At 63.8% G+C, this 12,030-nt stretch carries 14 protein-coding genes and 2 pseudogenes; 8 read left to right on the top strand and 8 right to left on the bottom strand.

Annotated features, from left to right (window positions below; translation table 11 throughout):
- Positions 1-639 (bottom strand): helix-turn-helix domain-containing protein (locus QZT63_RS05525; protein WP_290649282.1); only part of this gene is annotated, 639 nt, incomplete at its 3' end.
- 152 nt (positions 640-791) lie between these two features.
- On the opposite strand from QZT63_RS05525, the gene QZT63_RS05520 reads away from it, so the two are divergent.
- The 4 genes and pseudogenes from QZT63_RS05520 to QZT63_RS05505 all read left to right on the top strand — a co-directional run.
- A complete protein-coding gene (locus QZT63_RS05520; RefSeq protein ID WP_290649280.1) occupies positions 792-1,622 on the top strand; it encodes a class I SAM-dependent methyltransferase in 831 nt (276 codons plus the stop codon).
- 51 nt (positions 1,623-1,673) lie between these two features.
- Positions 1,674-2,246, top strand: a complete 573-nt coding sequence (locus QZT63_RS05515) for a cupin domain-containing protein (RefSeq protein ID WP_290649278.1) — start codon at positions 1,674-1,676, stop codon at positions 2,244-2,246.
- Positions 2,198-2,620, top strand: a complete 423-nt coding sequence (locus QZT63_RS05510) for an IS4 family transposase (protein WP_366636046.1) — start codon at positions 2,198-2,200, stop codon at positions 2,618-2,620. Before QZT63_RS05515 ends, QZT63_RS05510 begins: the two co-directional genes overlap by 49 nt.
- 19 nt (positions 2,621-2,639) lie before the next feature.
- A pseudogene (locus QZT63_RS05505) lies at positions 2,640-2,804 on the top strand (SDR family oxidoreductase); the annotation flags it as partial.
- 106 nt (positions 2,805-2,910) lie between these two features.
- Here QZT63_RS05505 and QZT63_RS05500 read toward each other — a convergent pair.
- From QZT63_RS05500 to QZT63_RS05475, 6 genes are all read right to left on the bottom strand, one after another.
- Positions 2,911-3,819 carry an OmpA family protein gene (locus QZT63_RS05500; RefSeq protein ID WP_290649274.1) on the bottom strand — a complete coding sequence of 303 codons (909 nt, stop codon included), beginning with the start codon at positions 3,817-3,819 and terminating at the stop codon, positions 2,911-2,913.
- A complete protein-coding gene (locus QZT63_RS05495) occupies positions 3,816-4,217 on the bottom strand; it encodes a DUF4398 domain-containing protein (protein ID WP_290649272.1) in 402 nt (133 codons plus the stop codon). Before QZT63_RS05495 ends, QZT63_RS05500 begins: the two co-directional genes overlap by 4 nt.
- A 1,318-nt stretch (positions 4,218-5,535) precedes the next feature.
- Positions 5,536-6,444 (bottom strand): DMT family transporter, encoded by a 909-nt coding sequence (locus QZT63_RS05490; protein WP_290649270.1) that lies wholly within the window; start codon positions 6,442-6,444, stop codon positions 5,536-5,538.
- Positions 6,435-6,671 (bottom strand): hypothetical protein, encoded by a 237-nt coding sequence (locus QZT63_RS05485; protein ID WP_290649268.1) that lies wholly within the window; start codon positions 6,669-6,671, stop codon positions 6,435-6,437. Before QZT63_RS05485 ends, QZT63_RS05490 begins: the two co-directional genes overlap by 10 nt.
- 318 nt (positions 6,672-6,989) lie before the next feature.
- Positions 6,990-8,294 (bottom strand): MFS transporter, encoded by a 1,305-nt coding sequence (locus QZT63_RS05480; protein WP_290649266.1) that lies wholly within the window; start codon positions 8,292-8,294, stop codon positions 6,990-6,992.
- A 259-nt stretch (positions 8,295-8,553) separates the two neighbouring features.
- Complete coding sequence (locus tag QZT63_RS05475; protein ID WP_290649265.1) at positions 8,554-8,715, bottom strand: hypothetical protein; 162 nt, start codon at positions 8,713-8,715, stop codon at positions 8,554-8,556.
- A 215-nt stretch (positions 8,716-8,930) separates the two neighbouring features.
- Between QZT63_RS05475 and QZT63_RS05470 the strand changes: the two genes are divergently transcribed.
- Both QZT63_RS05470 and QZT63_RS05465 read left to right on the top strand, forming a co-directional pair.
- Complete coding sequence (locus QZT63_RS05470; protein ID WP_290649264.1) at positions 8,931-9,164, top strand: hypothetical protein; 234 nt, start codon at positions 8,931-8,933, stop codon at positions 9,162-9,164.
- Positions 9,161-9,583 (top strand): type II toxin-antitoxin system VapC family toxin, encoded by a 423-nt coding sequence (locus tag QZT63_RS05465; RefSeq protein WP_290649263.1) that lies wholly within the window; start codon positions 9,161-9,163, stop codon positions 9,581-9,583. Before QZT63_RS05470 ends, QZT63_RS05465 begins: the two co-directional genes overlap by 4 nt.
- A 499-nt stretch (positions 9,584-10,082) precedes the next feature.
- Here the strand turns inward: QZT63_RS05465 and QZT63_RS05460 are convergent.
- A pseudogene (locus QZT63_RS05460) lies at positions 10,083-10,220 on the bottom strand (transposase); the annotation flags it as partial.
- 247 nt (positions 10,221-10,467) lie between these two features.
- On the opposite strand from QZT63_RS05460, the gene QZT63_RS05455 reads away from it, so the two are divergent.
- On the top strand, positions 10,468-11,421 hold the full coding sequence (locus QZT63_RS05455; RefSeq protein WP_290649262.1) for a hypothetical protein: 954 nt from the start codon (positions 10,468-10,470) through the stop codon (positions 11,419-11,421).
- 31 nt (positions 11,422-11,452) lie between these two features.
- On the top strand, positions 11,453-12,030 hold a 578-nt coding region (locus QZT63_RS05450; RefSeq protein WP_290649261.1), incomplete at its 3' end, for a hypothetical protein.

The following is a 12,030-nucleotide window of genomic DNA, read 5'->3' as shown; positions in this document are numbered from 1 at the left end:
CATCCACCTGGGGAGGCTGCGGGCGAGATCGACCCGGCCGTGCACGCGGATCTCGCCGCGGTCAATCGCCGGGGCGAGGGGACGCTGCCCGATCCACACGCGCCCCATGACGCGAACGGTGCTGGCGATGTAGAGATCCACGTCGAACCCCGGATCGGACTGGCAGAGATCGATGTCGTCGTCTTCAATCAGCAGCCACCATCGGCTCATCTCGGTCGGCGCATCGCTGTAGTCGAACTGGAGAACCGTGCGGCCCGCCGGCAGGGCGGCGGTGTCGATGCGCCGGCGCATGTCCCACATGAGCACGCCGGCATCCCAGTCCGGGCCGTCGGCCGCGCTCTCCACCCATTGTTGGCCCCATATTCCCATGGCGATAATAATCGGCCCCAGTGCGCCGCCGGCCTCAGTGAGCCGGTAGCGGCCGTGCTCGTCGCGGACCACGACGCCAGCTGCCATGAGCTCCCGCAGCCGCCGGGAGAGCAACGCGCGCGACATGAGCGGCACACCGCGGTGGATCTCGTTGAAGCCGGACGACCCGCTCACCAGCTCGCGCATGATCAGCGGGGTCCAACGTGTCGTGAGGATCTCGGACGCCTTCGCGACCGGACAGAACTGGCCGTAGCCCTGTTGCCCCGACATGGCATACCTCCGCTGCACCTTCCATGTGCAGTGTGGACGCGGATGCGCTGTATGTCCGGTTCAGATTCTGAACTAGCGGCGCAGCCACCGCCTGGCGATGCTCGACCCATGGCGCGAGTCAGCGCGCCAGGCCATCGTAAGGGAGACATGTCATGACAGTAGCACGGCAATTCGAAAAGAGCCCGATCCGCGACCACAATGTTGGCCCGTCGGCGGTCTGGTCCAGTGGCGGAGCAGCCTATGACGAGGTGAGCCGCGGGATACTCGATGCCATTGAGCACGCGATCAACCGGCTTGAACCCGCGCCCGGGATGCGCATCCTCGATATGGCCACGGGCACCGGCTGGGCTGCCCGCCGCCTGGCCGAGCGCGGCTGTGAAGTCACTGGTGTGGACTTCGCCACCGAACTGCTGGCGGACGCCCACGAGCGTGCATCGGCGCGGGGGTTCGGAATCGACTTCCTGGAGGGTGATGCGGAGGCGCTGCCCTTCGACGACGGAGCGTTCGATGCCCTTCTCTCCACGTTCGGCGTCATGTTCGCCCAGCGGCCCGAGGATGCCGCCGCGGAGCTAGCGCGGGTCTGCCGGCCAGGCGGACGGCTCGTGCTCGCCGTCTGGACACCGGACGGCAACGTCTTCGAGATGTTCAAGATCATCAAGCGCTACATGCCCGCTCCGCAGGGAACACCGCCGCCGTCTCCGTTCGAGTGGGGCCGACCGGAGCGCGTGCCCGAGCTGCTGGGTGAGGCCTTCGATCTTGGCTTCGAGAACGGGACGTCGTACTACCGCGAGCCCAACGGGCGCACCGCGTGGCGCACCTTCTCGGAAGGCTACGGCCCCGTGCGCACGCTTGCCGGCAAGCTGAACGCGGAGCGGCGCGCGCGCTTCGAGGAGGAGTTCACGGCGTTTCATGACAGCTTTGCCGACGAGCTCGGCATCACCGTGCCCCGCACCTACCAGGTCGTCCGCGGCACGCGCCGCTAAAGGCCCGACCCGCCGCGGGCGCGCTGAAACGCAAACCAATGGGAGGATGCCATGCGCAAGCAATTGTTCACTACCGTCATCGCCGGCGCCATCGCCCAAGTCACACTGGCGGCGTCGTTGCTCGGGGCCGTGTCCGATGTCCGTGCCGAGCCGGAGCCGATCGCGGCGGAGCCGATTACGGAGCGGCATACGTTCACGGATCACGTCTCGGTCCAGATCACCCAGGCACTCGACGGCCTGCCGCAGCAAACGGTCGACATCGAGGACGCCTCCACCGTGGTGGTGGTGAAGTTCACCATCCAGCCCGGCGCCGTGTTCCCCTGGCACACGCACCCCGGCACCGTGCTGATCAGCATCGCCGAGGGCGAGTTCGTATTCGTCTTCGCCGAGGACTGTGTCAAACGCGAGTACGGGCCGGGAACGGCGCTCGTCGATCCCGGGGACACCGTGCACACCGCCTACAACCCGAGCGCTGAGCAGGAGACCGTGGTCATCGCCACGCTCCTTGGGGCACCCGAGGAGGGCGCGCTCACCATCCCGGTGGGCGAGGAGGAGAGCGTCGCGCTGGACGAGCAGTGCGGCATCGATCGGACGCAGATCGCAGCGGGGCATTCCGGTCACTGATCCGTAATGCTTGGGCCGTGTCGCCGGGAGTCAACGCTCCCGGCGACCCCCTGCGGCAATGTTGGGCAGGACAGCAGCGTATCGCCTGGCGCGTAATGCTGCTGCGCATGACCGCGCGGCGCTGTCCCGACCTGCCCTGCGAGGTCGCCTTCGAGACAGAAGCATGGCATGCCATCTACATCGTGAGCCAACACACCCAACCACCCGATGAACCGCCGCCGCTCGACACCATCGTGCGCATGCTCGCCGGCTTCGGTGGCCTCCTCAACCGCAAGCACGATGGCCCGCCCGGCAACAAGAGTATCTGGATTGGCCTCCAACGCACTCGCGACTTCGTCCTCGCACTCGCCGCCTATAACGCCGCCGGGCCGTGAGTTGTGTGTAACGATATGGGGCCATGGGGACGAAGTCCATAAAATGTTCGCCTCGCGTATTCCACTTGAGCGCTATGTCACAAACGAAGAATGCGCCGCCATGAAGACTATGCTGTTTTCCGATGATGCAAGTGGATGCAATGGCAATACTTATCTATTTGATGGTGGTTATTGCGCCCAGTAAACAGAGATACTCAGCCGTTTGAGCTTTTATCGGCCCACAGCGTTGAACGCCGTTGTACCAGTTTGCAGCCGAAACGGGGGGGAAACGACTCCCCCGTTTCATTCTTTTAACGCGAGTCCAGGCCCGCTGCGGGATAGGTGTGGCCGATAACAATCTCCACCCGGCGGTTTTGCTGTCGACCGGTGGGGGTGTTGTTGTCAGCAATCGGACGATCCATGCCAATTCCCTCGGCAGTTAGACGCTCTGATTCAATGCCTTTCCCAGTGAGGTAGTTGCGGACCGTTTCAGCACGTCGCAGTGATAGTGCCTGGTTAAGTTCCTTTCCGCCCACATTGTCGGTATGCCCCTCCACCAGCACATTGCGCTGCGGGTGATCATTCAGAAAACTCACCAGTTTATCCAGATTGGCATTTGTGCCGTGCTGAAGATCCGAACTCCCGGTAGCGAAAAGCACATCACCCAATGTCAGGACAAGTCCCCGGTCGGTGACTTCCGCTTGAAGGTCGTCAATTTGCTGCTGCATTTCCCCGGCCAGACGTTGTGCTTCGACAGCCGAGGCGGCAGCTGATGACATCTCCGACGCCCGGGCAGCGTCCGCCTCACCCCTCGCGCTTCTGGCATCATCACGAGCGCGCGCGACTTCACTGGTGCGTGCGGCCAACCGAGCTTCACCACGTTCCGCACTGAGTCGCTCGCGCTGGGCTTCGGCGTGCAGTGTGGTGGCTCGGGCACTGGCAATCTCAACCTTCCGGTCGGCCATATAGACCCGGTGTTCCCCCAGATCGGACTGCGCTGCTGAAAGCGGTCTTTCGGCAAGTTGCACCGCCTCTTCAGCAGCTCTCAGTTCAAGCCGGGTGCGATTGGCCAGATCCGGGTTGTTCTGAAGGGCGTCCAATCTATTGCGTACGTCGGCGGCACCTTGCGGACTTTCCGATGTGGCTGCGCAGCCACCCAGGAAGAGCGATACTGAGATAGCAGCTGCAAGCAAGGTCCTGTTGTTGGTTGAATGGTTCATTTCTGCTCTCCTGTACGCCGCATTTCCTCGGTCAGAGCTTCGGCCCCCCTTTCCATCTCGCGGTTAATGGCGAGGGCTCTTGACGATTCACTCTGTGCCGAAGCGAGCTCTGCAGAAACACGTGCCCGTTCGGCATGACGCTCCGCCGTGACCATATCTTCGTTGCTGACGGCCTGCTCCGCTTTCATCAACTGATCGCGGGCTTCGTCGAGTTCCGATCCGGCATGTTGGCGTGCACCGGCCTGCTCAGCCGTTACGATGGCGTCGCGCGCTGCAATCAGGGCGTCGTTGGGTGGCACTGGTGTGGAAGCGCAGGCGCCAAGCACCAATACCATCAGAACCAGACAGGTAAATAGGCGCAGCTGTCGGCTCGGGTGATCCAAGGGAAGTTGGTTCATTGTGGATCTCCTTTCGTGCGTGAGATCGTTGCAGGATGCCTGTGGATCTCCCTGAACTTCAGAATACAGAGATCCCTGCACTGCATCGGTGCGCTAGCGCGCTTAAGGTCGAATGCTCTGTGGGCGGCACGTGGCTATTGGATCTGTGGCAGTCTCTGACATCCCGTTCCGGGAGCCCGCCTCAGGGAGAACGGAGAGATAGGTTTTCTCTGGGAATGTGTTAACGGCAGGCCGAACACCGCCGCCGGAGACGGCGGCCGCAGAGGGTAAAAGGTTGTGTTATCGGATTCGGTTCCGCGCGATTCTGGATGTGATGCCATTTCCAAGAGCGATAGGAAATCCAACCGCCTTCGCCGCAATATCACTTCACCCAAGAGTACCGTCAAGTCCCAACGCAAGCCCCTTGTGAGCAGCGGAGGCCGCCCGGGCGGCCGAAATCGGCTTGCGCGGGGTGTTGGAGACGGATTTTCCGGTTGGCCGTGGGCGTGTTTCCGGAAAGCGGCAATGGCGGGGTCAGCAGCCTCTCGGCGGCGCTTGACCAGGACACCCGCTGGCCGTTGCGCGTACTCCGGCCCGGGTTGGGCGTAGGAATCGCCCGCAGCGCATGCCTTGGCATCGATGGCATTCTCCGTAGCCTCTTCGTCCCAATGCGGCGGTCCTCGCGCTGGGGCGATAGGGGGCGGGTTCGCCGATGGACTCCAGGATGGCGCGCACGGGCAGCGCCTCGGTGATGAAGGCGATGGTAGATGCGCGCGAGCGGCCTGACCCAGAGGTAGCGGGCGGGAGACCGCCGGATCGTCTCGGGCGGATTCTCTGCTGGCGTCGCCACCGCCGGATTCGATGCCCGTGCCGCGACCGCGGCCTCGGGTCGTGAGCGTCGGCTTTCCGCTCGAGAGGGGGGTACTCAGCCGTCCCCGGCGACTGCCCGGTAAGGGTCGAACAGCGCCCTCTCAGCGGTCGCGATCGAGGGCTTCCATGCCGAACGGCTCCAGCGCAGAGGCCGGAAAGTCCTTGGGATTGACGGTCACAATCGATTGTGCACCTGACGCTCTTGCGCGGCCTCACTCAACAACTCGCGTGCCCACAAGCCGTTCCTGGCGTTGCATCGCGAGCTGTCGCGCCGCCGGCGGTCGGGGACTGCGATACAGAGCAACCTCGATGGCCGGTAGCTCCGGGAGTCCGTCATTCCGGCCGAGAACCCGCAGCCCAGCATGGGCCAGGTCCACGCTCAGCCCGCAAGTGAGTTGAGTGCATGTGCTCCACCACGGCAAGCGACTCAGCGCGTAGCCGACACCCGGCGCGGGAATCGCCTTAAACGTTAGTGTCGACCGCGCCAGGTGGCCAGGTACAGTCCCAGAAGGATCAGTGCGGCGCCGACGCCGTGGTAGCCGTAGAGTCGCTCGCCCAGCAACGGCAGGGCCAGAGCGGCCGTGAACAAGGGCATCAGGTACAAGAACATGCCGGACTTGCCCGGCCCGATGACCTTCACGCCGTAATTCCAGCCCAGGTACGACAAAATGGACGGGAAAATCGCCACGTACAGGAATGCCGGTGCGTGGCCGAGCGTCGGCGTAAAGGTAACGCCGGCCAGCAGCTCAACCAGGTAGATCACGAAGATGAACGGCAACGCCAGGGCCACCAGCGCCGTCAACAGTACCACCGGGTGCAGCCCCAGTGGATGGCGTCGCAGCAGCACCGAGTAAATCGCCCAGGAGGTGATCGCCACCAGCATCAGCAAATCACCCGGTGCCAGGGTGAGCGACAGCAGCCGCTCCAGGGAGCCCTGGGAGATGATCACCAGCACGCCCGGCAGCGCGACGGCGAGGCCCAGCGCCTGGCGCCGGGTCAGGCGCTCGGTGGCGCTCACCCAGGCCGCGACGGCGATGACCACGGGCATCGTGGCGTTGATGAGCGAGATGTTCACTGCCGTGGTGGTGACGGCGGCGCCGTAGAGCAGTGTGTTGAAAAGCCCCGCACTGAGGAGGCCGAGCACCATGAGGAGCACGACGTGCTGGCGCAGGGCTGGCATGGAGCGGGCCAGGTGCGGCCATGCCAGGGGCAACAGCAGGAGTAGCGCGAATACCCAGCGCCAGAACGACAGGGCGATGGGCGGAATCTCGCCCACCACGCCGCGGCCTACCACAGCGTTGCCGGCCCAAAACAGCACGGCAGCGCTCAGTGCGCCGCCGGCAAACAGTTCACGCCGCCGCTCCGGTGTCACTGGCATACCCCCTTCTCACTGATGCCGAGGCGACACTGCAGCCGCATGGACACCGTGGTGACCTGCCAGCCCGCGTCGCCTTGTTCCATCGTCACCCGGTAATCGCGGCCGGCGACAGCGTCGTCCTTCATTCCCCAGTGCAGGATCACTCCCTCGGCGCCGCCAGTGTCGTCGCGCAGCACCCGGCGGGTCTGGTCGCAGATGTCCTCGCCCAGGAAGCGACTCGCCGGCACCGCGTCCGCCACGCGGGCGAGCAGTGCCGCCGGCGTATCTGCTTTGGTTGCACGCTCTACGAGTATTGCGCGCGACCTAATCTCCGCGCGGTGTGTGGACTACGATCAGAATTCGACACAGCGAATCAGCGCCCAGGGTCACGAAGCGAGGTTCGCCTTGGTTGACCCGCCCAATGTCGCCCGTGAGGGGCGCGGGCCACCGAAACTGCAGCAAACGGTGTGCCGTCACACCGCGTCCGCTCAAATGATGGAGCACACTGTTCTCCTATTTTCCCATAAAGGTGGAAACGGCATACCTTAATAGAGCACGGCGGCGAGCTACACCTCCCTTAATCTGAGCGCGCTCATGCAGCCGGCCAGCCCCATCAGCCCCAGCATCAGGAGTACCGCGGCGGTGGAAATCAGTGATGCCAGCGCGCTGAGCCCGCCGGTCACCAACAGCAGCAGGCCGATGGCGGTATTGCTGACCGCCACATAGTCGGTGCGTTTGTTGCCACCGGCCATGTCAAGCAGATAGGTCTTACGCCCGATGCGCACGCCGGCGTGGGCAACGCTGAGCGCGAAATAAGCCGCCGGCACCAGCCACACCAGAGCGCCCATTTGGGTTTCGAAGACCAGAGCGGCGGCGCCCACCAGCAGGCAGGTGAGGCTCGCCAGCGCGGCACCGACAATCATCACCTGGCGGCTGGAGCGATCCGCCATATAGCCCCACACTGAGGCCGACAGACTGGAGGCCAGGGCGCTGGCCAGCAGAAAGCCGCCCAACAGGGCGCCACCCGGGTGGCTCTGCTGGGCCATCACCACAAAGAACGGCGCCGCCAGCGCCGAGCACAGCAGCAGGGCGCGGGTGATGACAAAGTGCCGGAAGGGGGCGTCGTCACGCAGCAGCGCCAGGCTGTCGAAGGCCTCGCGCAGGGTATTGCCGCCCCCACCGGTCTCGCCGGGCTCTTCTTCGATGCGCGAGAACATTGCCGCCGCGCTCAGCCAGATCAATGCCGCCGCCAACAGCAGCGCGCTGTAAAACAGCTTGTCCGGATCCTGACCCAGGAACAGCACCGCCGACAGCAAGGCGGTCAGTGCCCCCGCAGCGGTGGAGGCCAGCCCGGTGAGGCGACCGCGCCGGCTTTTGGGGACGCACTTGCCCTGTACGTCCTTGAGCGCCACCGAGCACAATCCACGGCTCAAGCTGAAAAGCACCAGCAGGGCGATAATGGCGTAGCCGGCAGAGGCACCCTCCAGCAGCCAAACGGCCAGCGCCATGCCCGCCACACTGCCGCCCTGCAGGGCGCTGCCCAGTACCCAGAAGCCACCCCGCCGGGGATGGCGGCGCACCCAGGCACCGATCGCCAGCTGCGGCACCATGGAGCCGGATTCGCGAATCGGCACCAGCCAGGCCACCAGGCCCGACGGTGCACCCACCGTGCCCATCAGCCAGGCCAGCACGGTCTTAGGGCTGATCAGCAGGTCGCCGAGCTTGGTCAGCACCAAGCTGCCCAGTATCAGGAAGAAATTGCGTGGCACTTCCCGGCAGGCGTCCTCGGAGATGTCCTGGCAGACGCGCGCGTCTTCCTCGTTGGCCACCAGGTCGTAAAGTCGCTCCACGGCTTGGGTTTGGTTTGCCATGCGGTAATACCCTGCATTTCGTCCGCTACAGCTACACTAGCCGGGTATAGGAAGCATAAACACCCTTTTAGGGATGGTTAACGCGAAATCGCTGATTAGGAGGGGCTACGAGGCGCCAATATCCCTCGCCGCCAGCCCGAAACCCCAATAAATCTCCGGCGACTGTTCTAAGGCCGTCGGAAGCTGCGGCCGAGCTGTCCATTTCTTGCAGCAGCCGGCCCCTTGCGCAGCTTGGTCAGCGACCGCTCCCTGCGCGGCATCATCGTCCATCCGACCAGCATGCCGGCTGCGCATACAGCATGAGGGGCATGGGCCGATCGCGCCCGGTGTCCACGACTTGGAGCGCCGAGACGCGCATGGCCACGCGCCCGGTGCGGCTCGACTTCCGGAATGTCGCCCAGACCTCCTGGGGTTGCTCCATGAGCTGCGCCAGCAGCGGAATACAAAGGGACCGATCCAGGGTCGCATGGCGACCGAGGGTCTCGGCGTCCTGCCAAATACACTCTTCCGCCGATCTGAATCAGCTGGTGCGATGACGTCGACGTAAGCGGTTCGGACAACAGCCGGGCTGCGGATCTGAGCGGGAACGGGATGGTACTGTTGACAGGGTCACCCCTATAGTGGGATCATCCCACCATGAGCATCGCGATTGCCGACCAGAAGAAACGCGTGGTACTTCCCGGAGCGAATCCGGGCGATGTCTTCGATGTACAACGCGGCGAGGACGGACGGTATGTGCTGGTGAAATTGATTCATCCTTCGGTTACCGGCACCCATACTACCGAGGAGGTCAAGGCGGCACTGGAAAGTGCCCCGCTGACTGCACGGATGAGCTGGGATGCGCTCAAGCGCCTGACACGGGAACCATGACGTTCCTTGATACCAATGTGCTGATCTACGCTTTCGATTCGGAATCCCCGTTCTACGACTGGTCGCGTGAGGTCATCGCAGAATCGGTGGTTGGCGAAGGGGCGATGGTCAATCCGATTGTGGTGGCGGAACTCTGCGTCGGAGACCAGCATCCCGGCACGGTTGCCGAGCGGATTCGCTCATGGGGTGTCGACATCGTCGATCTGCCCGCTGCAACCGCCCCGGTCTGCGCCACGGCCTTTGCCGAGTACCGCGCCCGGCGCAAACGCGAAAGCGACAAGGATGCTCCCGCCACACCCCTGCCCGATTTCTTCATCGGTGCTCACGCGCTCATCCTCAAGGCCCGTCTCGCCACCGCCGATGAAGGTCGCTATAAGACCTGTTTCCCCGATCTGACTCTGGTGACCCCACTTTCCTGAAAGCCGGTTCGAGCAAAATCAGGCCACCAGCGCGCAGCATCAGGAATTCCATCGGAGCTTAGGCAGTACAAACCACCTTTTCGGTGGCTCGCAGCGGGTAGTTCCGCCTGATCGGCGTCGGCACCTGCCGTCGGCGGGCCGCTCCGGCTTGCCCATCGGTGCTCAGGTTGACGTCACGCTCCCCCGTATCCGGCCCGCCGACGGGCTCGTCGGCGCACTTCTCCCCCTCCCGCCCGTTTTCTGGACAGGCGGCGCCGTTGCCGCGCCGCTGACGGCACAGCCCAAACGATGTCAGCGTGGGCTCAACCCATCTCGTCGAACAGACTCCGCTGCGGTGGCGCTCGGCACGGCGGCCCCTCGGGCTTCGGGCTCCGACGCTGTCGCATCCAGGTGGGCGGGGAGCGTCTCGATGACCTCCGGCTCCTCGATGCACGCGATGATCCGCATCGCCCCCGCCGCAGGCTGGCCCGAAGGGCGGAGGGCAGGATGTCCGGAGTCACATGACGTGGGTCGTGCCGTCGCGGCAAGGCGTCTTTAGCTGGTAGCGAATATTGCCGTTCGGCGTGAGCGACAGGCGCTTTTCTGCAATTGCCGGCCGACTGATCTGCCGACACAGCCGTTCGAGCCTCGATCGTTGATAGAGATGGACCCGGACATCATTTATGAAACGCAGCACTAAGCGTAACCCGCCAGCATCCGTTCACTTCCCTCTCCTTCCAAAATAGTAAATAACGCACTGCCGGCCTGTGCAATAGCACCTATTGCCCGCTCGCTAACAAACATAGCCTGACTGGAACGGATTTCAGGGATGGGCATGGACACCCCACAAGGATGCATTCGGAACCTCCACCAACGCCTGAAGTTACAGGAAAGGAGAGAGTCACATGGCACCTCAAGAGTACGGAACCCAATTAGCGACGGTGCAAGAAGTCAAGGAAATCAGTGAAAAGGATCTGCTAGCGCTGGCCCACGTGCAGGGTGTAGGCATCGGCTTCAAGGAAAGCAAAGGCAAGCTAACCAAAGAACTGACCGTCGTGGTTTATGTTGACGAAAAGCTACCGGAGGACAAGCTGCACAAGGGCGATATCGTGCCCAAGAGCCTGAAGGTCTCCGTGCCGGCTGGAGAAGTCGAGGCCGTTACTGATGTGCAGGCCATAGGGCGTCTCGAGGCGCAGACCTTCAACGCCCGCATTCGCCCGCTCAAGCCGGGCTACAGCATCGGTCATCCTAACGTCACGGCGGGAACCTTCGGTTGCCTGGTGCGAGAGGTATGCCCTCCCTGCCGGGTGTACATCCTCAGCAACAACCACGTGCTTGCCAATTCCAATGCGGCCAGCATCGGTGACCCCATCCTCCAGCCCGGCGCCGTTGACGGGGGGACGCTACCGGCCGACATCGTGGCCCGGCTGGCGCGCTTCGTGCCGATCCGCGTCGGGCACCCCGACCGCTACAACCTGGTGGACGCCGCGCTGGCCCTGCCCACGGATCAACGCCTGGTGATCGCCTCGGTGGTCGGTCTGGGCATCCCCACCGGGACCGTGGAGGCCACCCTGGGGATGGACGTCGTCAAGAGCGGGCGGACCACCCAGACCACCACCGGTCAGGTTGTCGGCATCGACGCCACGGTGGCCGTCAGCTTCGATGCGGGCACCGCCTATTTCCGCAATCAGATCCTGACCACCAACATGTCCCAGGGCGGCGATTCGGGCTCCCTGCTCATGAGCCGGGCCGATCGCAAGGCCACGGGATTACTGTTTGCCGGCTCCAGTGAGGTCACCGTGCACAACAACATCGCCAACGTGCTGATGGCCCTCGGCGTCGAGATCGTCACCGCCTGAAGCAACCCTTCATCCACACGGAGACATCACCATGAACTGCACCTATTCAGTGGACGAACTGCAAGAGCGAATCACCCGCGAGATCATCGACGAGCAAAACCAGGAGATGGCGAAGCTGATCGCCAGGAAACGCCGAGAAGCGGCCACTGCCGAAGAAAACTACCGGCAGGGGATCAAGGCCATCGAGGAGGCGGGACTCAAGGTTGGCCATTTGGACACCCTCGAGCGCGAGCTTACCGCCAGGGCGGAGAAGGAACTGGAGGTCATCAAGGCGCAGATGGATGCCGAGTCCCAGGAGCGCCTCCCTGCCGCGGCCCAGATCGAGGTCGAGGGAACCTTTCTGCCCCAGGGCGCGCAGTTGATCAGGCCGACCTGGGTCGCCGCCTTCGCGGACGACGATGTCCAGGACAAGCTCACCGAGGCCGCTGCGATCACCTCGCAGACGCTGCTCACCGGTGGCAGCTGCAAGAACTACCACAACTGGGCCAAGGGCGCGGGCAGTGGTCTGTTCGGCACCGGCGTGGGTGAGATCCAGTCATGGGTCCACTTCGGCTTCTGGTTCAAGCCGCCGACCACCCGCTTCTACAGCATCCAGCCCCTGTTCAGGTT

This window comes from Aquisalimonas sp., assembly GCF_007120195.1.
Classification (GTDB): Bacteria; Pseudomonadota; Gammaproteobacteria; order Nitrococcales; family Aquisalimonadaceae; genus Aquisalimonas.
The sequence above is the reverse complement of the archived record's forward strand: the minus strand, read 5'-3'. Positions and strand labels throughout refer to the sequence as shown.

Coding starts and splice junctions, on each gene's coding strand:
- QZT63_RS05520 (WP_290649280.1), top strand. CDS start 792: ATGACAGTAGCACGGCAATTCGAAAAGAGCCCGATCCGCGACCACAAT.
- QZT63_RS05515 (WP_290649278.1), top strand. CDS start 1,674: ATGCGCAAGCAATTGTTCACTACCGTCATCGCCGGCGCCATCGCCCAA.
- QZT63_RS05500 (WP_290649274.1), bottom strand. CDS start 3,819: ATGAACCATTCAACCAACAACAGGACCTTGCTTGCAGCTGCTATCTCA.
- QZT63_RS05495 (WP_290649272.1), bottom strand. CDS start 4,217: ATGAACCAACTTCCCTTGGATCACCCGAGCCGACAGCTGCGCCTATTT.
- QZT63_RS05490 (WP_290649270.1), bottom strand. CDS start 6,444: ATGCCAGTGACACCGGAGCGGCGGCGTGAACTGTTTGCCGGCGGCGCA.
- QZT63_RS05480 (WP_290649266.1), bottom strand. CDS start 8,294: ATGGCAAACCAAACCCAAGCCGTGGAGCGACTTTACGACCTGGTGGCC.
- QZT63_RS05475 (WP_290649265.1), bottom strand. CDS start 8,715: ATGGAGCAACCCCAGGAGGTCTGGGCGACATTCCGGAAGTCGAGCCGC.
- QZT63_RS05470 (WP_290649264.1), top strand. CDS start 8,931: ATGAGCATCGCGATTGCCGACCAGAAGAAACGCGTGGTACTTCCCGGA.
- QZT63_RS05465 (WP_290649263.1), top strand. CDS start 9,161: ATGACGTTCCTTGATACCAATGTGCTGATCTACGCTTTCGATTCGGAA.
- QZT63_RS05455 (WP_290649262.1), top strand. CDS start 10,468: ATGGCACCTCAAGAGTACGGAACCCAATTAGCGACGGTGCAAGAAGTC.